At 69.6% G+C, this 24,233-nt stretch carries 19 protein-coding genes and 1 pseudogene; 7 read left to right on the top strand and 13 right to left on the bottom strand.

Going from position 1 to position 24,233, the window contains the following annotated elements; translation table 11 throughout:
• The first annotated feature begins 89 nt into the window (after positions 1–89).
• Positions 90–683, top strand: a complete 594-nt coding sequence (locus tag DEJ48_RS16220) for a flavodoxin family protein (RefSeq protein WP_150216853.1) — start codon at positions 90–92, stop codon at positions 681–683.
• Between the two features lie 33 nt (positions 684–716).
• Here DEJ48_RS16220 and DEJ48_RS16225 read toward each other — a convergent pair whose 3' ends face one another.
• The 4 genes from DEJ48_RS16225 to DEJ48_RS16240 form a co-directional block, all read right to left on the bottom strand.
• Complete coding sequence (locus DEJ48_RS16225; RefSeq protein ID WP_150216855.1) at positions 717–1,676, bottom strand: ABC transporter permease; 960 nt, start codon at positions 1,674–1,676, stop codon at positions 717–719.
• Positions 1,663–2,655 carry an ABC transporter ATP-binding protein gene (locus tag DEJ48_RS16230; RefSeq protein ID WP_150216857.1) on the bottom strand — a complete coding sequence of 331 codons (993 nt, stop codon included), beginning with the start codon at positions 2,653–2,655 and terminating at the stop codon, positions 1,663–1,665. Before DEJ48_RS16230 ends, DEJ48_RS16225 begins: the two co-directional genes overlap by 14 nt.
• Positions 2,656–2,766: 111 nt before the next feature.
• Entirely contained in the window at positions 2,767–4,047 is a 1,281-nt protein-coding gene (locus tag DEJ48_RS16235) for a LolA family protein (protein WP_150216858.1), read from the bottom strand.
• 285 nt (positions 4,048–4,332) lie between these two features.
• The gene (locus DEJ48_RS16240; protein ID WP_150216860.1) at positions 4,333–5,343 is read right to left on the bottom strand and encodes a polyprenyl synthetase family protein; all 1,011 of its coding nucleotides are present in this window, start codon (positions 5,341–5,343) and stop codon (positions 4,333–4,335) included.
• Positions 5,344–5,657: 314 nt separating this feature from the next.
• On the opposite strand from DEJ48_RS16240, the gene DEJ48_RS16245 reads away from it, so the two are divergent.
• Together DEJ48_RS16245 and DEJ48_RS16250 are read left to right on the top strand one after the other, a co-directional pair.
• On the top strand, positions 5,658–7,172 hold the full coding sequence (locus DEJ48_RS16245; protein WP_150216862.1) for a peptide MFS transporter: 1,515 nt from the start codon (positions 5,658–5,660) through the stop codon (positions 7,170–7,172).
• A gap of 10 nt (positions 7,173–7,182) precedes the next feature.
• Complete coding sequence (locus tag DEJ48_RS16250) at positions 7,183–9,174, top strand: CocE/NonD family hydrolase (RefSeq protein WP_150216863.1); 1,992 nt, start codon at positions 7,183–7,185, stop codon at positions 9,172–9,174.
• Here DEJ48_RS16250 and DEJ48_RS16255 read toward each other — a convergent pair.
• Positions 9,171–9,980: an HAD family hydrolase gene (locus DEJ48_RS16255; RefSeq protein ID WP_150216865.1), complete on the bottom strand. Its 810-nt coding sequence runs from the start codon at positions 9,978–9,980 to the stop codon at positions 9,171–9,173. The two genes, DEJ48_RS16250 and DEJ48_RS16255, sit on opposite strands and share 4 nt — an antisense overlap.
• Positions 9,981–10,366: 386 nt before the next feature.
• Between DEJ48_RS16255 and fahA the strand changes: the two genes are divergently transcribed.
• From fahA to DEJ48_RS16275, 4 genes and pseudogenes are all read left to right on the top strand, one after another.
• Complete coding sequence (gene fahA / locus DEJ48_RS16260) at positions 10,367–11,656, top strand: fumarylacetoacetase (RefSeq protein WP_150216867.1); 1,290 nt, start codon at positions 10,367–10,369, stop codon at positions 11,654–11,656.
• A gap of 140 nt (positions 11,657–11,796) precedes the next feature.
• Positions 11,797–12,597, top strand: a complete 801-nt coding sequence (locus DEJ48_RS16265; RefSeq protein WP_223832062.1) for a hypothetical protein — start codon at positions 11,797–11,799, stop codon at positions 12,595–12,597.
• On the top strand, positions 12,594–12,989 hold the full coding sequence (locus tag DEJ48_RS16270; RefSeq protein WP_150216868.1) for a GntR family transcriptional regulator: 396 nt from the start codon (positions 12,594–12,596) through the stop codon (positions 12,987–12,989). The genes DEJ48_RS16265 and DEJ48_RS16270 overlap by 4 nt, the downstream gene beginning before the upstream one ends.
• 124 nt (positions 12,990–13,113) lie before the next feature.
• Positions 13,114–13,721 (top strand): annotated as a pseudogene (locus DEJ48_RS16275) (Uma2 family endonuclease).
• Positions 13,722–13,730: 9 nt separating this feature from the next.
• Here DEJ48_RS16275 and recQ read toward each other — a convergent pair.
• The 8 genes from recQ to nuoH all read right to left on the bottom strand — a co-directional run bounded on the left by recQ (position 13,731) and on the right by nuoH (position 24,206).
• The gene (gene recQ, locus DEJ48_RS16280; RefSeq protein WP_150221212.1) at positions 13,731–15,719 is read right to left on the bottom strand and encodes a DNA helicase RecQ; all 1,989 of its coding nucleotides are present in this window, start codon (positions 15,717–15,719) and stop codon (positions 13,731–13,733) included.
• 181 nt (positions 15,720–15,900) lie between these two features.
• A complete protein-coding gene (nuoN, locus tag DEJ48_RS16285) occupies positions 15,901–17,550 on the bottom strand; it encodes an NADH-quinone oxidoreductase subunit NuoN (protein WP_150216871.1) in 1,650 nt (549 codons plus the stop codon).
• Positions 17,547–19,118 (bottom strand): NADH-quinone oxidoreductase subunit M, encoded by a 1,572-nt coding sequence (locus DEJ48_RS16290; protein ID WP_150216872.1) that lies wholly within the window; start codon positions 19,116–19,118, stop codon positions 17,547–17,549. Before DEJ48_RS16290 ends, nuoN begins: the two co-directional genes overlap by 4 nt.
• Positions 19,119–19,123: 5 nt before the next feature.
• A complete protein-coding gene (gene nuoL / locus DEJ48_RS16295) occupies positions 19,124–21,070 on the bottom strand; it encodes an NADH-quinone oxidoreductase subunit L (protein ID WP_150216874.1) in 1,947 nt (648 codons plus the stop codon).
• Positions 21,071–21,084: 14 nt separating this feature from the next.
• A complete protein-coding gene (gene nuoK / locus DEJ48_RS16300) occupies positions 21,085–21,384 on the bottom strand; it encodes an NADH-quinone oxidoreductase subunit NuoK (RefSeq protein WP_003974374.1) in 300 nt (99 codons plus the stop codon).
• Positions 21,381–22,220 (bottom strand): NADH-quinone oxidoreductase subunit J, encoded by an 840-nt coding sequence (locus DEJ48_RS16305; protein ID WP_150216875.1) that lies wholly within the window; start codon positions 22,218–22,220, stop codon positions 21,381–21,383. Before DEJ48_RS16305 ends, nuoK begins: the two co-directional genes overlap by 4 nt.
• Positions 22,217–22,876 carry an NADH-quinone oxidoreductase subunit NuoI gene (gene nuoI, locus DEJ48_RS16310; protein WP_150216877.1) on the bottom strand — a complete coding sequence of 220 codons (660 nt, stop codon included), beginning with the start codon at positions 22,874–22,876 and terminating at the stop codon, positions 22,217–22,219. The genes DEJ48_RS16305 and nuoI overlap by 4 nt, the downstream gene beginning before the upstream one ends.
• Entirely contained in the window at positions 22,869–24,206 is a 1,338-nt protein-coding gene (nuoH, locus tag DEJ48_RS16315; RefSeq protein ID WP_223832484.1) for an NADH-quinone oxidoreductase subunit NuoH, read from the bottom strand. Before nuoH ends, nuoI begins: the two co-directional genes overlap by 8 nt.
• Positions 24,207–24,233: the final 27 nt, after the last annotated feature.

A 24,233-nucleotide genomic window follows, 5' to 3' on the forward strand; every position in this document is an offset into this window, starting at 1 on the left:
TCCCGAGCGGCGTGCCCGACCACCCCTGGACGGCATTGCTTGCGCGTGCATATAGTGCACGCGCAAGCAACTGCATCCAGGGGGATTCCATGACCCGCAAGTTCCTCTTCGTCCTCGGCAGCGCACGCCCCGAGGGCAACTCCGAGATCCTGGCCCGCAAGGCGGCCGAGCAGCTCCCCTCCGACGTCGAGCAGCGCTGGCTGAACCTGGCGGAGCTGCCGCTGCCCGACTTCGAGGACCGTCGTCACGAGGACGGCCGCCCCCGGGCGCGCCCCCGCCCCGTCGGCGACAACGAAGCGGAGCTTCTGGACGCCACCCTGGAGGCCACGGACATCGTCATCGTGTCGCCCCTGTACTGGTACTCGCTCTCGGCCACGGTCAAGCGCTACCTCGACTACTGGGACGCCTGGCTGGAGACTCCGGAGGTGGCCTTCAAGGACACCCTCAAGGACCGCACTCTGTGGGGCGTCACTGCGCTCGCCCACCGCGAGGAGGAGGTCGCCGAGCCGCTGATCGGCACCCTGCGCAACACGGCCGCCTTCTTCCCCATGCACTTCGGTGGCGTGCTGCTGGGCAACGGCACCCGACCCGGCCACGTCCTGGAGGACACCGAGGCCCTGGCGCGCGCCAAGACCTTCTTCGCCCAGGAGCCCCCGCTGGCCCGCTACCCCTACGACAACTGACGACAGCGCGGTCCCCGGGCCACCGCGCGCGCCCTACGCCATCACGTCCTTCGCCCCGAACCGCGCCCACGCGGCCGAGCCGAACACGGCCGCGTACAGCCCCTGCATCTGCAGGTTCTTGATGATGTCGTCCCAGTAGACGGGCTCCCGCATCAGATCGGCGAAGGACAGCCAGTAGTGCGAGAAGAAGTACGGGTGGAGGGCGTGCAGCTGGGGGATCTGGTCCAGGATCTGGACGGTGATCAGCAGGCCGACGGTCGTCGCCATGGCGGCGATGCCGCTGCTCGTGAGCGTGGACACGAACAGGCCGAGCGCCGCCACCCCGATCAGTGACACGGCGACGACGAGCGCGATCATCAGGGCCCTCAGCAGCCCTTCGCCGAAGCCCATACGGGTGCCGGAGATCGTGGTGACCTCGCCGAGCGGGAACAGCAGGGCCCCGGTCGCGAGCGCGGACGTGGCCACGACCAGGGTCGCGACCAGGCAGAACGTCAACGTGGTCGCATACTTCACGAGGAGCAGCCTGGTCCGCCCCGCGGGCGCGACCAGCAGGTAGCGCAGGGTGCCCGCGTTGGCCTCGCCCGCGACCGCGTCCCCCGCGACGACGCCGATGGCCATCGGCAGGAAGAAGGGCAGCGTCGCGGCGAGCGCCGTGAAGACCAGGAACAGGCCGTTGTTGGTGATCTGCGCGATGAAGGCGGGTCCGCCTTCATCGCCGCCTCCGCCGATCGTGGAGCCGTCGCTGGTCTCGATCTTGACGGCGATGCCGACGAGAATCGGTACGGCTGCGAGCACGCCGAGCAGTGCGAGGGTCCGCCAGCGGCGGAAGGTGATCCCTAGCTCGCTGCGGAACAGGCCGAGCGTCCAGATCCACCGCGCATCCCGCGCGCCGCCCCCTGGTGTCGCCGTCGACGGAGGCGTCGGTCCGGAGGCCGCCGTGGTGTCCGTGCCGTCCGTAGCGTCCGTGGCCTTGACGATCTCAGCCCGCGACATCGAATCCCTCCCCCGTCAGTGCCACGAACGCGTCCTCCAGAGAGGCCCTTTCGAGTCCGAAGCCGCGGACGCGGACGCCCGCTCCGACCAGTGCCGCGTTCAACTCGGCCAACTCCACTTCCCGGCCGGACTCGTCCTGGCCCGGTGGCTCTCCCGTCACGCGGTCCTCCGTCACGACGAGGTCCGCCACGCCGTGCTCCTTCAGGACGCGGGCGGCGTCACCCGTGTCCGGTGTCGTCACGACGAGCCTGCCGCGCGCGCCCGCCGCGAGCTCGGCGACGGGCCCCTGGGTGATGAGACGGCCCTGCGTCATCACGGCCGCGTGCGTGCAGACCTGCTCGATCTCGTCGAGGAGGTGCGAGGAGAGGAAGACGGTCGTGCCCTCCGCCGCCAGCTCCCGCACCAAGGTGCGGATCTCGCGCATGCCCTGCGGGTCGAGGCCGTTCGTCGGTTCGTCGAGGACGAGGAGCCTGCGCGGCTGGAGCAGCGCGGCCGCGAGCCCGAGCCGCTGCTTCATGCCGAGGGAGTACGCCTTCGCCTTCTTGCCCGCGGCCGCGGTGAGCCCGACCCGGTGCAGGGCCGCCTCGGCCCGTGTGCGGCGCGTACGCGGGTCGGCGGTCGGGTCGGCGGAGTCGTACCGCAGGAGGTTGTCACGGCCCGACAGGAAGCCGTACAGGGCGGGTCCTTCGATCAGCGCGCCCACGTGCGGGAGCACGCTGCGCGTGGAGCGGGGCATGGGGCGGCCGAGGACCTGGGCGTGGCCGGAGGTCGGCTCGATGAGGCCCATCAGCATGCGGATCGTGGTCGTCTTGCCCGAGCCGTTCGGCCCGAGGAAACCGAAAACGCTGCCTACGGGGACGGTGAGGTCGAGCCGGTCGACGGCGAGGTGTTTTCCGTAGCGCTTGGTGAGCGCGTGCGTCTCGATGACGTGCTCCACCGAGCCGGCGACACCCACCGAGCTGCCGTTGGTACCCGGCACGTTGCCCTCCCTCTTGCCCACCTGCGACGAAACGGATGGAAGGTGCCCGGCAGGCACCTTCCATCCGCCGTTCCCCTACGTCAACGCGCGACACGTGCCGCGCGTGCCGCGTCAGTGCGCTTCGTTCGCCGCCTTCACCAGCGCGTCCTTCGTGACCGCGCCCATGTAGACGGTGCCGTCGTCGGTGACGAGGGCGTTGACCAGGCGAGTCGAGAAGACCGTGCCGGAGCCGAACTTGCCGTCGACCTGGTCGCCCAGCGAGTCGAGGAGCTTCTGCGCGTCCGGCGGGACGTCGCCCGAACCGGCCGTCGGCAGGCCCTGGCCGCCCGGCAGCTTCAGCTCGGCGATGGTGCTCCAGCCCTCACCGATGATCTTCGGCTCGTTGAGATCGCCCTTGTCGAACTCCTTGCCGCCCTTGTCGCCCTTGTCCTGGAAGTCGTGGCCCTTCTTGCCGTGCTCGTCGGCCTCGGTGACCTTCGTGCCCTTCGGGGGCGTGAAGTCGAAGGTGGAAGCGGACGGCTTGCCGAAGTCGACCTTCGTGAAGCCGGCGTCGACGACGGCCGCGCCTCCGGAAGCGGGGGTCAGGGTGAACTTGAGCGGCGTGCCGGTCTTCTCGTCCACCGCGATCGTGATCTGGCCGATCGTGGAGCCGGACTGCTTCGGCTTGATCACCAGGCGGTACGCGTCACGGCCTGCGACCTGCGCGGTGCCGTCGACCTTCACGGAGGTGGTGTCGTCGACGGCCTTCAGGGCCTGCTCGGCGAAGTCCGCCGGAGTGGAGGGAACGTCCTTCGCGCCCTTTCCGGCCTCATGGCCCTTGTCGCCCTTCTCCGAAGAGGCGCCCTTGTCCGAGGAGGCACCCTTCTCCGTGGCGTGATAGGCCTCGTTCGACGCGCTGTCGTACGCCCACAGCTCGTCGCCGTTGTGGATCATGCTGTACTCGGAGGCGTCCCCGAGGACGGACACCTTCTGCTTGTCGGGGCCGTCGGCCGCGACGCGGAGCGTGTGCGTGCCGGACGCCAGCTCCATCAGCTTGCTCTTGGGGTCGGCCGCCGAGCCCTTGTCGTCGCCGTCCTCGCTCCGGTCCGTGCCGCCGCCACCGCCGAAGCCGCCCGCCATGCCACCGATCGACGGCAGCCCCAGGTCGGTGCTGATCTTGACGTTGCCGGACAGCTGCTGCGTGTCCGACGCGGCGATCTTCTCGATGAGTTCCTGCGCGGTGACCTTCGGCAGGTCCGGGTCGCCCGACGTGGCGAGCGCCGGGACGAGCCCGATGGTCGCCGCCGCCACCCCCGCCACCGCGATCGGGACCGCGTAACGGGCCGCCTTGCGGCGGCCGGCACGCAGCTCCCCGGCCTCGCTGGTGTCCTTCTCCGGTTCGTACGGTGCCATTGTCTGCCTTACCTCCGTGGTCGGCGGCGGCCTTACCTGTACGTGCCTGCGTCCACCCTGTGCCGCCATTCTCACCCGAATTGGTCAGGAGTGGTTGTTCTCGCTGAACTCCATCCGACCAAATCGGCCAACGAGAAGCGTCAGACCCCGGGCGCAACTCCACGTACTGCCCTGGGATGACATGAAACGGCGGCGCCTCCCCCATCCCGTAGGGGTCGGCACCGCCGCTCGACAGTTGTTCCAGGACCGCGTTCCGTTCCAGGACCGGGTTCCCGCCGTGGCCGCTCAGCCCGCCCGGTGCACCACCAGGTCGCAGAGCTCCAGCAGCGACGCCTTGGCGTCCCCCTCGGGCAGCGGCCCCAGGGCGGCGCGTGCGCCCTCCGCGTAGGAGACCGTGTCCCGGCGGGCGTCGTCCAGCGCGGGGTGCGCACGCAGCCTGACGAGGGCCTCCGCGTGCCGCGCGTCGTCCGTGAGGTCCGAGTCGAGCAGCTCGCACAGGGCGATGTCCTCGGCGAGCCCGAGCCGCGCGGCCCGCTCGCGCAGCCGCAGGACCGGCAGCGTGGGGATGCCCTCGCGCAGGTCGGTGCCGGGGGTCTTGCCGGACTCGTGCGAGTCGGACGCGATGTCCAGCACGTCGTCGGCGAGCTGGAAGGCGACGCCGAGGCGCTCCCCGTACTGCGTGAGAACGTCGACGACGGCCTCGTCGGCGCCGGACATCATCGCGCCGAACCGGCAGGCCACAGCGACCAGCGAGCCGGTCTTGCCCCGGAGCACGTCGAGGTAGTGGTCGACCGGGTCGCGGCCCTCGGCCGGTCCCGCGGTCTCCAGGATCTGGCCGGTGACCAGGCGTTCGAACGCCTCCGCCTGGATGCGGACGGCCTCAGGGCCGAGGTCGGCCAGGATGTAGGAGGCACGGGCGAAGAGGAAGTCGCCGGTCAGGACGGCGACGGAGTTGCCCCAGCGCTGGTTGGCGCTGGCGACGCCGCGGCGCACGTCCGCCTCGTCCATGACGTCGTCGTGGTACAGCGTCGCGAGGTGCGTCAGCTCGACGACGACGGCGGAGGGCACCACACGCGGCGCGTAGGGGTCGCCGAACTGGGCAGCGAGCATCACGAGCAGCGGACGAAAGCGTTTGCCCCCGGCACGGACGAGGTGCTGGGCGGCCTCGGTGATGAAGGGCACCTCGCTCTTGGTGGCCTCGAGCAGTCCCTCCTCGACAGCCGCCAGTCCGACCTGGACATCGGCTTCGAGAGCCTGGTCCCGCACGCTCAGCCCGAAAGGCCCGACGACGGTCACGAGAGGTTCTCCTGTCTGCTGACGATCACACGGCCAACTCGGTCGATCATTGGTTCTCGTTCGATGACACGGGTTTGTCGATGTGTCGCTGCCATCACTCAAGTCAGCGTATCCGGTCGACTTTCGATCACGGTGAGCACCTGCCCGTCCGTCGCACGTCACAGCCCTGGTCGGCAGGGTACGGAGCGCACCGTGGTCCGTCGGCGGACCAGCCCGCGCGGTGGCCGAAGGTCACCGGTATGTTCTTGATCAGCCCATACGACCGACAAGACCGTCCCGCACCACAACAACCGTAACGATCGGGAGAAGACCCTTTGTCCCGTACTACGGCCGAGTACGAGCCGCCTGCCGAGCCGCCCGGCGACCCCGCGCCGGGTGACGACCACGCCTTCTTCGGACAGCCGCGCGGTCTGCTCACCCTCTCGGGCCTGGAGGTCTGGGAGCGTTTCTCGTTCCTCGGCATGCAGGCCATCCTGGTCCTCTACTTCGCCGACTCCGTCGCGAACGACGGCATGGGGATGGATGCCGGCACGGCCGCGTCGGTCTCAGCGGCGTACGGCACTCTGGTCTATCTGGTCTCCGTGGCCGGCGGCTGGCTCGCCGACCGCATTCTCGGCTCCTACCGCGCGGTGCTGTGGGGCGGCATCCTCATCGCCTGCGGGCACTACTCGATGGCCGTGCCGACGGCGACGATGACCTGGGTGGGCCTCGGCCTCATCAGCGCGGGCACCGGTCTGCTCAAGCCGAACGTCGCCTCCATGGTCGGCAAGCTCTACCGCACCGAGGACCAGCGGCGCGACGCCGGTTTCGCGCTGTACTACATGGCGATCAACGTGGGCGCCTTCGCGGGCCCGCTGATCACCGGCTGGCTCGGCGACCACAAGGGCTGGCACTGGGGCTTCTCGGCGGCCGCGATCGGCATGACCTTCGGCCTCGTCCAGTACGTCCTGGGACGGCGTCACCTCGCCGGACGGAAGGCCTCCGCCGAATTCGCGCTCCCCAGGGACGCGATGCGCCGGGCCGTCCTCATGATCGTCGTGGGCTGTGCCGTGGTCGCCGCGCTCGCAGGGCTGCTCGCCGCAGTGGGCTGGCTGACCATGGACCGCTTCGTCGACCTGCTCACCCTCATCTCGGTGATCGCACCGGTCGTCTACTTCGCGGTGATGTTCCGCAGCCCCCGCGTGACGGACGACGAACGGCGCAGACTGCGCCCCTATGTCGTCCTTTTCCTCGCCTCCGTAGTCTTCAACTTCATCCTCTTCCAGGCGTACTCGACGATGATGCTCCTCGCCGCGTCGAACGCCGAGACGTCGATCCTCGGCTACCACTTCCCCGCCAGTTGGTACGCGTCCGCGCTCGGCGCCTTCGAGGTGGCGCTCGCGCCGGTCGTCGCCGCCGTCTGGGCGCGGATGGGCCCGCGCCAGCCGCACGCGTCCAACAAGATCGCGTTCGGCGTGATCCTGGGCGGCCTGTCGTTCCTCCTGATGGTGCTGCCCACCTCGGGGCACGCCGACGACACGTACAAGATGGCCGCCTGGTGGATCGTCGGCTCCTACCTGCTGCTCGGGCTGGGCGACATCCTCCTGGAGACGTCCGGGATGTCGGCGACGACGAAGCTCGCCCCCAAGGCCTTCGCCAGCCAGACCATGGCCCTCTGGTTCCTCTCCCTCGCGCTCGCCAACGGCATCCAGGCGCAGGTCGTGAAGGTCTACGGAGAGGTCTCCAACCCGGCGTACTTCGGCGTGAACGGCGCCGTCGCCGTGGTCGCGGGCATCGCCGTGATCGCCCTGGCGCCGTGGCTGCGCCGCACCATGCACCCCGTCCACTGAGGTTCCACTCATGCAGATCCGCGACTCCTACCCGTACGAGACCACCCGCGAGGACTTCCGCGTACCCCTCGCGGACGGGACCACGCTCTACGCGCGCGTGTGGCGTCCCGTGACCGACGAACCCGTCCCCGTGCTCCTCGAGTACCTCCCCTACCGCCTCAGCGACTGGACGGCGCCGCGGGACTGGCAGCGGCACCCCTGGTACGCGGGCCACGGCTACGCCTCCGTGCGGGTCGACGTCCGCGGGCACGGCAACAGCGAGGGCCTGCCCACCGACGAGTACTCGGCGCAGGAGCTGGCCGACGGCGTCGAGGTGGTGAACTGGCTGGCCGCCCAGGAGTGGTCGACCGGCAAGGTCGGCATGTTCGGCATCTCCTGGGGCGGCTTCAACTCCCTCCAGATCGCGGCGCTCGCCCCCGAGCCGCTCAAGGCGATCGTCACGGTCTGTTCGGCGGACGACCGCTACGACAACGACGTGCACTACATGGGCGGGTCCGTCCTCGCGGTGGACATGCACGCGTGGGCGGCGACGATGCTGGCCTTCGTCTCTCGCCCGCCCGACCCGTACTTCGTGGGCGATGCCTGGCGCGAGATGTGGCTGACGCGCCTCGCGGCCGTGGAGCCCTTCATCCACACCTGGCTGGACCACCAGACCCGGGACGACTACTGGCGGCACGGCAGCGTCTGCGAGGACTACTCCGCGATCGGCGCCGCGGTCCTCGCGGTGGGCGGCTGGCACGACCCGTACCGCGACACGGTCCTGCGCCTCGTCGAGCACCTCCCCGACGACCGGGTGCGCGGCCTCATCGGCCCCTGGTCGCACCAGTACCCGGACCGCGGACTGCCGCCGGGCCCCTCGATCGGCTTCCTCCAGGAGACCCTGCGCTGGTGGGACCACCACCTCAAAGGCATCGACTCCGGAGTGATGGCCGAGCCGAAGCTCCGCTCCTGGATCAGCGATTCCCATCCGCCGGCGACTGTATACAAAGAGTTGTCCGGCGGCTGGGTGGGCGACCCCTCCTGGCCGTCCCCGAACGTCACCCCCGTCCCCTACGCCCTCCAGGGCACCCCCGTCGTCGTCGATTCCCCGCAGCACACGGGCCTGGACGCGGGCCGCTACTTCCCCTTCGGCAACGACGCGGACCTGCCGCCCGACCAGCGGGACGAGGACGCGAAGTCGGCGTGCTTCGAGTTCGAGGTTCCCGCGCAGGTACGCATCCTGGGGCGCCCGAAGGTGACCCTGCGGCTGCGGATGGACGTGCCCTACGGCCAGGCCGTCGCCCGGCTCTGCGACATCGCCCCGGACGGCTCGTCCACCCTCGTCACCCGGGGCGTCCTGAACCTCTCCGCGCGGAACGGCAGGGACCGCGCGGACGCCTGGCCCCTGGGCGCCACCGAGGACGTCACCTTCGAGCTCAACGGCATCGGCCACACCTTCCCGCCGGGCCACCGCATCCGGCTCGCGGTGTCCTCCGCCTACTGGCCCTGGATCTGGCCGCAGGCGGACTCGGTGGGGTTCACCCTGGAGCCGGTCGGCAGCGCCCTGGAACTGCCGGTCCGTGACGGTGACTTGGATCCGTCGATCACCTTCCAGCCCGCCGAGCAGTCGGAGCCGCTGGGCGTGGTGTACCCGGCGCCCCTGGACGAACAGCGGCCCGAGCGTCTTGTCGTACGCGATGTCGCCAAGGGCGAGTGGCGGCTCGAGGTCGACCCGCGGTACGGCGGCACGCGCGTGTACCCCGACGGGCTCGAGTTCACCGAGGACGCCCTGGAGACGTACACGATCCAGGAGGGCGACCCGCTGAGCGCCCGCACCCGCTCGGACTGGACGATCCGCCTGCACCGGCCCGACCTCGGCTGGGACACACGCGTCGAGACCCGCTCGGAGATCACCTGCGACGCGGCGGACTTCATCACGTCGAACGAGGTGGTGTGCAAGGACGGCGACGAGGTCGTCTTCCACCGCACGTGGGAGCAGCGGATCCGGCGGACGGCGGGCTAGACCTTCAGAAGACGTTCGAGGACGACGGCGATGCCGTCGTCCTCGTTCGAGAGGGTCAACTCATCAGCCACCGCTTTCAGTTCCCCATGGGCGTTGGCCATGGCCACTCCGTGTGCGGCCCACAGGAACATGGGGATGTCGTTGGGCATGTCCCCGAAGGCGATGGTGTCCGCGGCGGTCAGGCCGAGCCGCTCCGCGGCCAGCGCGAGCCCGGTCGCCTTGGTCACCCCGCACGGCTGGAGCTCCACCGTGCCGGGGCCGGACATGGTCACCGACGCGAGGGTGCCCGCCGCGTCCCGCGCGACCGCCGCCAACTCGTCGTCGGCCAGCGTCGGATGGCGCAGCAGCACCTTGCTGATGGGCTCCTCCCACAGCACGTCCCGACCGGGCACCCGCACCGCGGGCAGCGTGGGGTGCGGCATCTCGTACCCCGGCTCGATGAGCGTGAGGCCCTCCACGCCGTCCTGGTCCACGGCCGCGTGGACCTGGCCGACCTCCGCCTCGATCTTCCCGAGCGCCACCTCGGCGAGCTCGCGGTCGAGGGTCACCGACCACTCCATCCGGTCCGCGCCCGCGTCGTACAGCTGGGCGCCTTGACCGCACACGGCCAGGCCGTCGTACCCGAGTTCGTCGAGGAGGGGCCGCACCCGTGGGGCCGGACGGCCTGTCACCACGAGGTGCCGGGCGCCCGCCCCGCCCGCGGCGGCCAGCGCCCGCCGGGACCGGTCCGAGACCGTGTCGTCGCCGCGCAGCAGCGTCCCGTCCAGGTCAGTGGCGATGAGTGCATATGCGAGGGAGGCGGCCATGATCCAGAGAATACGGATCCTGAGCCCGGCCGGAAGCTGCTTGGCAAGGTGCGCATACGGGCGGGTGAGACCGGACCGCACCGACGTGTCGCCGGTTCACCGAAAAGTGGAGGATTACATTCCGGCATGCCTCATTCCGGCTATGCCACCCGGCCCGTGCCGCGTAGTCATATGCGGCCGCCAAGTGCACGTCCCCCACACCGGAATGGAAGGCCACGGCGAGGCTGCGGGAACTCCTCGACAAGGCTTCAGGAAGGCTTCGACGCGGCTCCGGCGGGGTCTCAGTGCGACTTATGCGGACATCGTCGACCCTTTGGACACTGCCGCAACCGGGGTGTCCACACGTAACGTGTGGCACATCCCTATGGAAAGCGAGGCAGGTACGCATGTCCGAGCAGACCCCGCTCGACCCGGCCGCCGGTGACTCCGCCGACCTTCCCGGAGGAGACCCCTTCGGCCTTCCCGAGGGCGACCCCTTCGGTCCGCACAACCTCCCCTACGGCGTGTTCTCCCTGGCCGGGGAGGCGGACGGCCGACGCAGGGTGGGGGTACGGCTCGGCTCGTACGTCCTGGACGCGGGCGCCGCGGCCGCCGCGCTCGGCTCCCCCTACGTCTCGCTCCTCGCCCGCACCACGCTGAACCCGCTGCTCGCCGCGGGCCGCAGGGCCTGGTCCGACGTGCGACGCGCGCTGACGGCATGGGTCACGGTGCCCGCCCACCGCGAGGCCGTACGCCCCCTGCTGCACCCGCTCTCCGAAGTGACCCTGCACCTGCCCTTCGAGGTCGCGGACTACGTCGACTTCTACGCGTCCGAGCACCACGCCTCCAACCTGGGGCAGATGTTCCGGCCGGACGCGCCGTCGCCGCTGACCCCCAACTGGAAGCACCTGCCCATCGGTTACCACGGCCGCTCCGGCACGGTCGTCGTGTCCGGCACGGACGTCGTCCGCCCGACGGGCCAGCGCAAGGCACCCTCGGACCCGGCCCCCGTCTTCGGCCCGTCCGTGCGGCTCGACATCGAGGCGGAGGTCGGCTTCGTCGTCGGCGCGTCCTCGGAGCAGGGCACCGCCGTCCCCCTCGCGGACTTCCGGGAGCACGTCTTCGGACTGACCCTCCTCAACGACTGGTCCGCACGCGACATCCAGGCCTGGGAGTACGTCCCGCTGGGACCGTTCCTCGGCAAGTCGTTCGCCACATCGGTGTCGGCGTGGATCACCCCGCTGGAGGCGCTGGACTCGGCACGGATCGCACCCCCGGAGCGCACACACCAGCTCCTGCCGTATCTGGACGACTCCGCGGAGTCCGCGGCGGACGAGCCGGGCGGTTACGACCTGCGCATGACGGTCACCCTGAACGGCCAGGTCGTCTCGGAGCCGCCGTTCTCCACCGTGTACTGGACGGCCGCGCAGCAGCTGGCGCACATGACGGTCAACGGCGCCTCACTGCGCACCGGCGACCTGTACGGCTCGGGCACGGTCAGCGGCCCCGAGGCCGGGCAGCTCGGCTCGCTGATCGAAATGACCTGGAACGGCCGCGACCCCCTCGAACTGCGCGACGGCAAGCGGACGTTCCTCGAGGACGGCGACGAGGTCACGCTCTCGGCCTGGGCGCCGGGGCCGAACGGCACGAAGGTCGGACTGGGCGAGGTGACGGGCCGGATCGCGCCGGCACGCTGATCCGCACGCCGGGAACTTGTACCAACTGCTTGACACAAGCTCCGGAGCGAGGTGAACTTGTACTCAGCGCTTGATACAAACGGGCGCTGAGTACAGGTCCGGGCCCGACCACCCGGCACCGTCCACTCGGGGGTTCAGCCATGCACGACACCGACACGATCAGCGGCACGACCACTGGCACCCGCACCGCGCCGCCGCTCCCACCCCTCCCACCGGAGGCGGTCGCCCGCGCCCGCGCCGATCTGTACGCCCGCTGGGCCGGCCTCGCCGCGGGCGCCGCCGCGGCCTGGGCGATCGTGTCCCGCGACGACGGCCTGGGCATAGGGATCCTCTACGCCATCCCGGCGTTCGGGCTCTGCGCCGTCGCCGGAGTCCTGCTCGGCGACGCCCTCACGCCCCCACCACGCGGCCCGGTCCGCAGCGCCGGCCTCACCCCGCGCCGAGCCCGGGACTACGTACCGCCCCGGACGACCCGTCTGCTCGTCGCGCAGGCGCTGACCCTGCTCACGCTCCTCGTCGCGGCCGCCGTCACGGCCTCGCCGGACGACCAGGGCCGAGCCGGACGCACCCTCTCCGCCACCTGCCAGGGCATGACCCAGACCGTCGGCCCCTGGCCCGGGCTCTTCTACGGCGCCCCGGTCCTGGCCACACTCGCCATCGGCACGGTCGCGTGCGCATGGTCCCTGCGCCGCATCGCCCGCCGCCCCTCGGAGGAACAGCCGCGCCGCGACCGGGCGTTGGCGATCACCGCGGCCTGGGGCCTGCTGGTCTCCACTCCCCTGTTGGGAACCACGACCTTCGCCGCGGGCGCGCTCCTCGGCCTCGACTGCATGGGCGCGTCCGGGTCGGCCTGGATACTGATTCCCGTGGCCCTCTCGGCGGCATCCACGATGACCTGGTCCCTGACCACGATCGTCGCTCCCCGGGCAGGCCGCCGATGACAGGCCCGGCCAGAGGCGGCCCCGCCGTCCGGGTCGACACCACGAGCCCCGTCCCGCCCTACGAACAGATCCGGGCCCAGCTCTCCGCCCTCATCACCACGGGCCGCCTCCCCGAGGGCGAACGCCTTCCACCCGTCCGCCAACTCGCCGCCGACCTGGGCCTGGCGGCGGGCACGGTGGCGCGCGCCTACCGCGAACTGGAAGCGGCCTCCCTGATCCACACGCGCCGCGGCGCCGGCACGAGGGTCGCCCCGCTTCCGGCGGGTGCCTCCCCTCTTGACCAGGAGCAACTGGCGGCGCTGGCGGGACAGTTCGTCACCGCTGCCCGCTCGCTCGGAGCGGACGATGCGGCGGCCCTGCGGGCGGTGAGGGAGGCGCTGGACCACGTGTGACCTCGACGGACACCTCCGGAGCGAGTCAAGGTGCCGACACTCGTTCACACGTACGTGCAGACCTCTACGGGTCCCCGCCCGATACGTGGTCGGACCGGTGAGACTCCACCCCGTGGGAGCACTGATGAGCGTCGAACCCGAGGCTTCCGGGCCCACGTGGCCGGTCCCGCCCAAGGGTGGTTGGACCGCCGACGACCTGGACCGGCTTCCGAATCTGCCTCCGCACACGGAGCTGATCGACGGGAGCCTTGTCTTCGTGAGTCAGCAAACACACTTTCATTTGCGAGCGATCAATTTCCTCAATAGGCGACTCGAAGCGCAGCCCCCGCAGGACCCGAAGTCCTACGCGAATTCACCATCGACGTCGACCCGCAGAACAGGCTCGAGCCCGATGTCATCGTCGTGCCCTCCGAGGAGGTCGTCGGCCCCGGACAGACACGCGTCCCCGCAGACACCGTGGTACTGGCCCTCGATGTCGTCGCCCTCGACTCCGCACCCCGCGACCGGGAAGCCAAGCCGCTCAAGTACTCCAAGGCGGGCATCCGCCACTACTGGCGCGTGGAGAACGACGAGGGGCGCCCCGTGATCCATGTCTTCGAACTCGAACCCGCGACGCGCACCTACGTGCCCACCGGCATCTTCCATGACGACCTCAAGGTGAGCGTCCCCTTCACCATCGAACTGGACCTCACCGCCATCACAGCTCGGCGGCCGGCGCCCGAGTCACCGTAGAAAGAGCGTCTACCAGTCCGGTTCCTCAGCGCCCCAGTCCGGCTCCTCCTCGTCGCTGAGCGGCACCTCGGACCCCGCAGCCGTCCCCCCGCCTGTCGCAGCCGCCCCGCCCAAAAACTCCGCGACGACCCCGACCACGCCCTCGCCGTAGGTCGCCCGCTTCTTCTCGCCGACTCCGCTGATGCCTGCCAGGTCCCCCACGGACGAGGGACGCAGGGTGGCGATCTCTCGGAGCGTGGCGTCGTGGAAGATCACGTATGCGGGGACGCCCTGTTCCTTCGCCTGAGCCGCGCGCCAGGCGCGCAGTGCCTCGAAGAGCGGGACCGCCTCCTGGGGGAGCTCCGCGACCGCTGCCGCCGACTTCGCCTTGCGGTCGCTTTTGGACGCACGGGCCGCCGGTGCCCGCTTCGGCTCCTTGCGCAGGCGCACCTCGCGCTCGCGGCCCAGGACGGAGCCGCTCGTCTCGGTGAGCACCAACGTGCCGTACTCCCCCTCGACCGCGATCAGGCCCTGCGCCAGCAGCTGCCGGACCACACCGCGCCATTCGGCCTCCGCCAGCTCCTCGCCGATGCCGAAGACCGAGAGCTGGTCGTGGTCGAACTGGATGACCTTCGCGGTCTTCTTGCCGAGGAGGATGTCGATGATCTGGCCCGCGCCGAACTTCTGGCCGCGCTCGCGCTGCAGACGCACGACCGTGGAGAGGACCTTCTGCGCCGCCACCGTGCCGTCCCAGGTCTCGGGCGGCGTCAGGCAGGTGTCGCAGTTGCCGCAGGACTGGGCGCCCGCCTCCTGGCCGAAGTAGGTCAGGAGCTGAGCGCGGCGGCACTGGGCGGTCTCGCAGAGCGCCAGCATCGAGTCCAGATGGGAGGAGGCTCGGCGCCGGAACGCCTCGTCGCCCTCGCCGCCCTGGATCAACTTCCGCTGCTGCACGACGTCCTGCAGGCCGTACGCCATCCAGGCCGTCGAGGGCAGGCCGTCGCGGCCCGCGCGGCCCGTCTCCTGGTAGTACCCCTCGACGGACTTGGGCAGGTCCAGGTGGGCGACGAAGCGGACGTCGGGCTTGTCGATGCCCATGCCGAAGGCGATCGTCGCGCAGACGACGAGGCCGTCCTCCCGCAGGAAGCGGGACTGGTGCGCCGCGCGCGTGCCGCCGTCCAGGCCCGCGTGGTACGGGACGGCCTCGATGCCGTTCTTGCAGAGGAACTCGGCGGTCTTCTCCACCGAATTGCGGGACAGGCAGTAGACGATGCCGGCGTCGCCCGCGTGCTCCTCCTTCAGGAAAGCGAGGAGCTGCTTCTTCGGCTCGGCCTTCGGCACGATGCGGTACTGGATGTTGGGGCGGTCGAAGCTCGCCACGAAGTGCCGGGCGTCGGGCATGCCGAGCCGCTGCGTGATCTCCCGGTGCGTGGCGTCGGTGGCCGTCGCGGTCAGGGCGATACGGGGGACATCCGGCCAGCGCTCGCCGAGCAGGGAGAGGGCGAGATAGTCGGGGCGGAAGTCGTGGCCCCACTGGGCGACACAGTGCGCCTCGTCGATGGCGAAGACGGAGATCTTCGCCCGGCCGAGAAGATCCAGGGTGGCGTCCAGGCGCAGCCGCTCCGGCGCCAGATAGAGCACGTCGAGCTCGCCCGCGAGGAACTCCGCCTCCATCACGCGCCGCTCGTCGAAGTCCTGCGTCGAGTTGATGAACCCGGCGCGCACACCGAGCGCCCGCAGCGCGTCCACCTGGTCCTGCATCAGCGCGATGAGCGGGGAGATCACGACGCCGGTGCCGGGCCTGACCAGGGCCGGGATCTGATAGCAGAGGGATTTGCCGCCGCCGGTCGGCATGAGGACGACGGCGTCCCCGCCGCCCACCACGTGGTCGATGATCGATTCCTGCTCGCCGCGGAAGGCGTCGTACCCGAAGACGCGGTGGAGCGTGCGCAGCGCGTCGCTCTCCGTCACGGTGCCGGTCGCCGCGCCCGGCGCCGATACCGACGCCGTCACCTCGCTCATGCCTTTGATCCCATCCATCGCCCTGTCCCCCGCCGTGCTTCCCGCCTCGGCCACTACCTCGACCACTGCCTCCACGATAGGGCTCCCCACCGACACCCCGGACAGTTATCCACAGGCCGCCGCCCGGCACCCCTTCTCGGGATGCCGGGCAGCGGCGTGCGGTGCGTACGGAAGGGTCGGGTCAGCGGACGAAGACCCCCGCCTGGTTCGCCAGGTCCAGGAAGTACTGCGGGGCCACACCGAGCACCAGCGTCACCGCGACGCCCATGCCGATCGCCGTCATCGTCAGCGGCGAGGGAACGGCGACCGTGGGGCCGTCCGCCTTCGGCTCGCTGAAGAACATCAGGACGATCACGCGGATGTAGAAGAACGCGGCGATCGCCGACGACAGCACACCGACGACGACCAGCGGGCCCGCTCCGCCCTCCGCCGCCGCCTTGAAGACCGCGAACTTCCCGGCGAACCCGGAGGTCAGCGGAATGCCGGCGAAGGCGAGCAGGAAGACCGCGAAGACCGCGGCCACCAGTGGGGACCGGCGGCCGAGCCCCGCCCACTTGGACAGGTGCGTGGCCTCGCCGCCCGCGTCCCGCACCAGCGTGACGACGGCGAAGGCACCGATGGTCACGAAGGAGTAGGCGGCCAGGTAGAAGAGGACGGAGGAGATGCCGTCCGGGGTGGTCGCGATGACACCGGCGAGGATGAAGCCGGCGTGGGCGACGGACGAGTACGCGAGGAGCCGCTTGATGTCGGTCTGCGTGATCGCGATGATCGCGCCGCCCAGCATCGTGATGACCGCGACGCCCCACATGACCGGCCGCCAGTCCCAGCGCAGGCCGGGAAGGACCACATAGAGGAGGCGGAGGAGGGCGCCGAACGCGGCCACCTTCGTCGCCGCCGCCATGAAGCCGGTGACCGGCGTCGGGGCGCCCTGGTACACGTCCGGGGTCCACATGTGGAACGGCACCGCACCCACCTTGAAGAGCAGCCCCATCACCACCATCGCGACGCCGATGAGAAGCAGCGCGTCATTGCCCATGGTGTCGGCGAGCGCCGGGTCCACGGTCTTGACGTTGCCCTCGACGACGTCCGCGACCGTCGCGTACGACACGGAGCCCGCGTACCCGTAGAGGAGCGCGATGCCGAAGAGCGTGAACGCCGAGGCGAACGCGCCGAGCAGGAAGTACTTGACGGCGGATTCCTGCGACATGAGGCGCTTGCGCCGGGCGAGGGCGCACAGCAGGTACAGCGGCAGGGAGAAGACCTCCAGCGCGATGAAGAGCGTCAGGAGGTCGTTGGCCGCCGGGAAGACGAGCATGCCGCCGATGGCGAAGAGCGCCAGCGGGAACACCTCGGTGGTGGCGAACCCGGCCTTGGTGGCGTCCTGTTCGCCCTCGCTGCCCGGGACGGACCCGGCCTGTGCCACGAACGAGTCGACGCGGTTGCCGTGCGACAAGGGGTCGAGGCGCCGCTCCGCGAAGGTGAAGATCGCGACGATTCCGGTGAGCAGGATCGTGCCCTGGAGGAAGAGCGCGGGTCCGTCGACCGCGATGGCGCCCATCGCGGCGATCTGCGCCTTGGTGGTCCCGAAGCCGCGGGCCGCGAGCCCGACGACCGCGGCGAACGCGGCGGCCAGGGAGACCACGGAGAGGAACAGCTGTGCGTAGTAACGGGACTTGCGCGGCACGAAGGCTTCGATGAGCACTCCGATGACGGCCGCGCCGATGACGATCAGCACCGGCGACAGCTGCCCGTACTCGATGGTGGGCGCGTCGATCTTGTCGACCGGGTCGGCCGCCATTGTCCACAGGCTGTGGACGGCTGTTGCGCTCACTTGGCCGCCTCCACATCGGGCTTGGGGTCATGCTTCTGTACGTCGGACATCGTGTGCTCGACCGCCGGGTTCACCAGATCGGTGAGCGGCTTCGGGTAGACGCCGAGGCCGATCAGGAGGGCGATCAGCGGAGCGACGACGACCAGCTCACGCACCCGCAGGTCGGGCATGGCCGAGACCTCCGCCTTCACGGGGCCCGTCATCGTCCGCTGGTAGAGGACGAGCGTGTACAGCGCGGCCAGCACGATGCCGACGGTCGCGATGATCCCGACCACCGGATAGCGCGCGAACGCGCCGACCAGGACCAGGAATTCACTGACGAACGGTGCGAGGCCGGGCAGCGACAGCGTGGCCAGGCCGCCGATCAGGAAGGTGCCGGCGAGCACCGGCGCGACCTTCTGCACCCCTCCGTAGTCGGCGATCAGGCGCGAGCCGCGCCGCGAGATCAGGAATCCGGCCACCAGCATCAGCGCGGCCGTCGAGATGCCGTGGTTGACCATGTAGAGCGTCGCGCCGGACTGGCCCTGCGAGGTCATCGCGAAGATGCCGAGGATGATGAAGCCGAAGTGCGAGATCGACGCGTACGCCACCAGGCGCTTGATGTCGCGCTGGCCGACGGCGAGCAGTGCTCCGTAGATGATGCTGATCAGTGCGAGGACGAGGACGACCGGTGTCGCCCAGTCGCTCGCCTCCGGGAAGAGGCCGAGGCAGAACCGCAGCATCGCGAACGTGCCGACCTTGTCCACGACCGCGGTGATCAGGACGGCGACCGGGGCGGTGGACTCCCCCATCGCGTTCGGCAGCCAGGTGTGCAGCGGCCACAGCGGCGCCTTCACCGCGAAGGCGAAGAAGAAGCCGAGGAAGAGCAGCCGCTCCGTGTTGGTCGCCATGTCGAGCGAGCCGTCCGCGCGCGCGGAGGCGATCTCCTGGAGGGAGAAGGTCCCCGCCACCACGTAGAGCCCGATGACGGCGGCCAGCATGATCAGGCCGCCGACGAGGTTGTAGAGGAGGAACTTCACGGCCGCGTACGAGCGCTGCGCCGAGGCGTTCTCGTCCGTGCCCGCGTGGGCGCGGTCTCCGAAGCCGCCGATGAGGAAGTACATCGGGATGAGCATGGCTTCGAAGAAGATGTAGAAGACGAAGACGTCGGTCGCCTCGAAGGAGATGATCACCATCGCCTCGACGGCCAGGATCAGGGCGAAGAAGCCCTGAGTCGGACGCCAGCGCGACGACTTCGTCTCCAGGGGGTCGGCGTCGTGCCAGCCCGCGAGGATGATGAACGGGATCAGGAGCGCGGTGAGCGCGAGGAGCGCGACGGCGATGCCGTCGACCCCGAGCTCGTACCGCACCCCGAACTCCTTGATCCAGGCGTGCGATTCGGTCAGTTGATAGCGGTCGCCGTCGGGGTCGAACCGTACGAGCACGGTCGCCGCGAGGCCGAGCGTGGCGAGCGAGACGAGCAGGGCGAGCCACTTGGCGGCGGTACGCCGGGCGGCCGGAACGGCTGCCGTGGCGATCGCGCCGACCGCGGGCAGGACCGCCGTCGCTGTCAGCAGGGGAAAGGACATCGGTATCAGACCGCCCTCATCAGCAGGGTCGCGGCGATGAGCACCGCAGCGCCGCCGAACATCGAGACCGCGTAGGAGCGGGCGTAGCCGTTCTGCAGTTTGCGCAGCCGCCCGGAGAGGCCGCCGACCGAGGCCGCCGTGCCGTTGACGACGCCGTCGACCAGGGTGTGGTCCACGTAGACCAGGGACCGCGTGAGGTGCTCGCCGCCGCGCACCAGGACGACGTGGTTGAAGTCGTCCTGGAGGAGGTCACGGCGGGCGGCGCGGGTGAGCACCGAGCCGCGCGGGGCGGTGACCGGGACGGGCCTGCGCCCGTACTGCACGTAGGCGAGGGCGACGCCGATGACGAGGACCACCATGGTGGCGCCCGTGACCGTGGCGGCGCTCAGCGGCGAGTCGCCGTGGCTGTGCTCGGTGACCGGCTCCAGCCAGTGCATGAAGCGGTCGCCGATGCTGAAGAAGCCACCCGCGAACACCGACCCGAAGGCGAGCACGATCATCGGGATCGTCATGGACTTCGGGGACTCGTGCGGGTGCGGCTCGTCGTGGGCGCCGTGGTGCTCCGCGGCCGGCTCGACGTCCGGCTGGTCCGGGGAGGCCGTCGGCCGGTTGCGCCAGCGCTCCTCTCCGAAGAAGGTCATGATCATCACGCGCGTCATGTAGTACGCGGTGATGGCCGCGCCCAGGAGCGCCACCGAGCCGAGGATCCAGCCCTCCGTGCCGCCCTTGGCGAACGCCGCCTCGATGATCTTGTCCTTGGAGAAGAAGCCGGACAGACCGGGAAAGCCGATGATCGCGAGGTAGCCGAGACCGAAGGTGACGAAGGTGACCGGCATGTACTTCCTGAGGCCGCCGTACTTCCTCATGTCGACCTCGTCGTTCATGCCGTGCATGACCGAACCGGCGCCGAGGAAGAGCCCGGCCTTGAAGAAGCCGTGCGTCACCAGGTGCATGATCGCGAAGACGTAGCCGATGGGGCCGAGTCCTGCGGCCAGGATCATGTACCCGATCTGGGACATCGTCGATCCGGCGAGGGCCTTCTTGATGTCGTCCTTCGCGCAACCGACGATCGCACCGAACAGGAGCGTGACCGCTCCGACGACGGTGACCACGAGCTGTGCGTCCGGCGCGCCGTTGAAGATCGCTCCGGAGCGGACGATCAGATAGACACCCGCGGTCACCATCGTCGCGGCGTGGATCAGGGCCGAGACCGGGGTCGGGCCCTCCATCGCGTCGCCGAGCCAGGACTGCAGCGGCACCTGCGCGGACTTGCCGCACGCGGCGAGCAGCAGCATCAGGCCGATGGCGGTGAGCTTGCCCTCCGACGTGTCACCGGTGGCCTCCAGGACGGGCCCGAAGGCGAACGTCCCGAAGGTGGTGAACATCAGCATGATGGCGATGGACAGACCCACGTCGCCGACCCGGTTGACCAGGAAGGCCTTCTTCGCGGCGGTGGCCGCGCTGGGCTTGTGCTGCCAGAAGCCGATCAGGAGGTACGAGGCGAGACCCACGCCCTCCCAGCCGACGTACAGAAGCAGGTAGTTGTCGGCGAGGACCAGCAGGAGCATCGCCGCGAGGAACAGGTTCAGGTAGCCGAAGAAGCGGCGGCGCCGCTCGTCGTGCTCCATGTACCCGATCGAGTAGATGTGGATCAGGGTGCCCACACCGGAGATCAGCAGGACGAACGTCATCGACAGCTGGTCGAGCTGGAAGGCGACGTCCGCCTGGAACCCCTCCACAGGGATCCAGCTGAACAGGTGCTGCGACAGGGAGCGTTCCTCGGCGCCCTTGCCCAGCATGTCCGAGAAGAGCACCACGGCGATGACGAAGGAGGCGGCCGCGAGCAGCGTGCCGAGCCAGTGGCCCGCGCGGTCCAGTGCCCGCCCGCCGCACAGCAGTACGGCCGCTCCGAGCAGAGGCGCCGCGACGAGCAGCGCAATCAAGTTCTCCACGATTCAGCGACCCCTCAGAGCTTCATCAGGCTGGCGTCGTCGACCGAGGCCGAGTGGCGGGAACGGAACAGCGACACGATGATCGCGAGCCCGACCACGACCTCCGCGGCGGCGACGACCATCGTGAAGAACGCGATGATCTGGCCGTCGAGGTTGCCGTGCATCCGGGAGAAGGCCACGAACGCGAGGTTGCAGGCGTTGAGCATGAGCTCGATGCACATGAACACCACGATCGCGTTCCGCCTGATGAGCACGCCGGTCGCGCCGATCGTGAACAACAGTGCCGCGAGGTACAGGTAGTTGACGGGGTTCACTTCGACGCCTCCTCGGTCCGCCCGATGTCGCCGCTCCGCAGGTCGGGCCGCTCCAGACGGTCGGTGGAGCGCTGCTCAAGCGCCCGCAGGTCGTCCAGCGCCTCGTTCGACACGTCGCGGATCTGACCGCGGTCACGCAGCGTCTTGTTGACCGTGAGCTCCGACGGGGTGCCGTCGGGGAGCAGACCGGCGATGTCCACGGCGTTGTGCCGTGCGTACACACCCGGGGCGGGCAGCGGCGGCAGGTGCTTGCCGTCGCGCACGCGCTGCTCGGACAGCTCGCGCTGGGTCTTGGCGCGCTCCGTGCGCTCGCGGTGGGTGAGCACCATCGCGCCGACCGTCGCCGTGATGAGCAGGGCGCCGGTGATCTCGAAGGCGAAGACGTACTTGGTGAAGATGAGCCCCGCGAGGCCCTCCACGTTGCCGCCGGCGTTCGCCTTGCCGAGGCCGTTGAACTCCTTCATGGAGGCGTTCCCGATGCCCGCGAAGAGCAGCACGGCGAAGCCGAGTCCGCACAGGAGCGCCAGCCAGCGCTGTCCCTTGATGGTCTCCTTCAGGGAGTCCGCCGCGGTGACGCCGACGAGCATGACGACGAAGAGGAAGAGCATCATGATCGCGCCGGTGTAGACGACGATCTGGACGATGCCCAGGAAGTACGCGCCGTTCGCCAGGTAGAACACCGCGAGGATGATCATGGTCCCGGCCAGGCAGAGCGCGCTGTGCACGGCCTTCTTCATGAGGATGGTGCACAGGGCGCCGATCACCGCGACCGTGCCGAGCACCCAGAACTGGAAGGCCTCGCCGGTCGAGGTCGAGTAGGCGGCGAGCTGCGTCATCGGCCGACCACCTTCTCCGAGGCGGGCTCGCCGTCTCCGAAGTCCGAGGCCGCCTCCTGCGGCGTCTCGCCCTTGGAGAGGGCCACCTGCGGCACGGTGCCGGGCGCGGCCTCGGTCACCAGACCTCGGTAGTAGTCCTGCTCGTCCGTGCCGGGGAAGATCGCGTGCGGCGAGTCGACCATGCCCTCTTCGAGACCGGCGAGCAGCTGCTCCTTGGTGTAGATGAGGTTCTCGCGACTGCTGTCGGCCAACTCGAACTCGTTCGTCATCGTCAACGCGCGCGTGGGGCACGCCTCGATGCACAGGCCGCACAGGATGCAGCGGGCGTAGTTGATCTGGTAGACGCGGCCGTACCGCTCGCCGGGCGAGTACCTTTCCTCGTCCGTGTTGTCCGCGCCCTCCACATAGATGGCGTCCGCCGGACAGGCCCATGCGCAGAGCTCACAGCCGACGCACTTCTCCAGGCCGTCCGGATGGCGGTTCAGCTGGTGCCTGCCGTGGAAGCGGGGAGCAGTGGTCTTCTGCTGCTCCGGATACTGCTCGGTCAGCCGCTTCTTGAACATGGCCTTGAAGGTCACGCCGAAGCCCGCGACAGGGTTCTGGAACCCCTGCTTCGATTGGTTCGACTCCTGCGACTCCTGGTTCGACTCAGCCATCGGACGCCTCCTTTCCGTCACTTCGGGTTCCGTCACTTTGAGTATCCGGTCCACCACTGACAATCAACTCCCGCTCCTGGCGCGAGCGTCGGCGCGGGACGGGTGGCAGGCTCTGGCCGGGCAGCGGCGGCACGGGGAATCCGCCCGCCATGGGGTCGAAGGCGACCGGCTTCTCCTCCTCGGCGGCGGCTTCCTTCTCGCGCTTGTCGCGGAAGATGTCGACGACGACGGAGAGCAGCAGCAACGCGATGACTCCGCCGCCGACATAGAGCGCGATCGAGGTGAATTCGTAGTCCTCGTTCCGCATCGCCCTGACCGTGGCGACCAGCATCAGCCAGACGACGGAGACCGGGATCAGGACCTTCCAGCCGAGCTTCATCAGCTGGTCGTAACGGACGCGGGGCAGCGAGCCGCGCAGCCAGATGAAGAAGAACAGCAGCAGCTGGACCTTGATCACGAACCAGAGCATCGGCCACCAGCCGTGGTTCGCGCCCTCCCAGAACGTGCTGATCGGATACGGCGCCCGCCAGCCGCCCAGGAAGAGCGTGGCCGACACCGCCGAGACGGTGACCATGTTGATGTACTCGGCGAGCATGAACATCGCGAACTTGATGGACGAGTACTCGGTGTTGAAGCCACCGACGAGGTCGCCCTCGGACTCCGGCATGTCGAACGGCGCACGGTTCGTCTCACCGATCATCGTGACGATGTAGATGATGAAGGAGACGGGGAGCAGCAGGACGTACCAGCGGTCCGCCTGCGCCTCCACGATCGCCGACGTCGACATCGACCCGGAGTAGAGGAAGACGGAGGCGAAGGCGGCGCCCATCGCGATCTCGTACGAGATCATCTGCGCGCAGGAGCGCAGGCCGCCGAGGAGCGGGTACGTCGAGCCGGAGCTCCAGCCCGCGAGCACGATGCCGTAGATGCCGACGGAGGCGACCGCGAGGATGTAGAGCATCGCGATCGGCAGGTCCGTGAGCTGCATCGTGGTGCGGTGGCCGAAGATCGAGACCTCGTTGCCGGCGGGCCCGAACGGGATCACCGCGATCGCCATGAAGGCCGGAATCGCCGCGATCACCGGAGCGAGGACGTAGACCACCTTGTCCGCGCGCTTGACGATCACGTCTTCCTTGAGCATCAGCTTGACGCCGTCCGCGAGGGACTGCAGCAGACCCCAGGGGCCGTTCCTGTTGGGGCCGATGCGCAGCTGCATCCAGGCGACGACCTTGCGCTCCCACACGATGGCGAGGAGGACCGTCACCATCAGGAACGCGAAGCAGAAGACCGCCTTGAAGGCGACCAGCCACCAGGGGTCGCGGCCGAACATGGACAGGTCTTCCGCCGCAAGCGGCAC

The organism is Streptomyces venezuelae, from assembly GCF_008642315.1.
Lineage (GTDB): Bacteria > Actinomycetota > Actinomycetes > Streptomycetales > Streptomycetaceae > Streptomyces > Streptomyces venezuelae_D.

Coding starts and splice junctions, on each gene's coding strand:
- DEJ48_RS16220 (WP_150216853.1), top strand. CDS start 90: ATGACCCGCAAGTTCCTCTTCGTCCTCGGCAGCGCACGCCCCGAGGGC.
- DEJ48_RS16225 (WP_150216855.1), bottom strand. CDS start 1,676: ATGTCGCGGGCTGAGATCGTCAAGGCCACGGACGCTACGGACGGCACG.
- DEJ48_RS16235 (WP_150216858.1), bottom strand. CDS start 4,047: ATGGCACCGTACGAACCGGAGAAGGACACCAGCGAGGCCGGGGAGCTG.
- DEJ48_RS16250 (WP_150216863.1), top strand. CDS start 7,183: ATGCAGATCCGCGACTCCTACCCGTACGAGACCACCCGCGAGGACTTC.
- DEJ48_RS16255 (WP_150216865.1), bottom strand. CDS start 9,980: ATGGCCGCCTCCCTCGCATATGCACTCATCGCCACTGACCTGGACGGG.
- fahA (WP_150216867.1), top strand. CDS start 10,367: ATGTCCGAGCAGACCCCGCTCGACCCGGCCGCCGGTGACTCCGCCGAC.
- DEJ48_RS16265 (WP_223832062.1), top strand. CDS start 11,797: ATGCACGACACCGACACGATCAGCGGCACGACCACTGGCACCCGCACC.
- DEJ48_RS16270 (WP_150216868.1), top strand. CDS start 12,594: ATGACAGGCCCGGCCAGAGGCGGCCCCGCCGTCCGGGTCGACACCACG.
- recQ (WP_150221212.1), bottom strand. CDS start 15,719: ATGAGCGAGGTGACGGCGTCGGTATCGGCGCCGGGCGCGGCGACCGGC.
- DEJ48_RS16290 (WP_150216872.1), bottom strand. CDS start 19,118: ATGTCCTTTCCCCTGCTGACAGCGACGGCGGTCCTGCCCGCGGTCGGC.
- DEJ48_RS16305 (WP_150216875.1), bottom strand. CDS start 22,220: ATGACGCAGCTCGCCGCCTACTCGACCTCGACCGGCGAGGCCTTCCAG.
- nuoI (WP_150216877.1), bottom strand. CDS start 22,876: ATGGCTGAGTCGAACCAGGAGTCGCAGGAGTCGAACCAATCGAAGCAG.
- nuoH (WP_223832484.1), bottom strand. CDS start 24,206: ATGTTCGGCCGCGACCCCTGGTGGCTGGTCGCCTTCAAGGCGGTCTTC.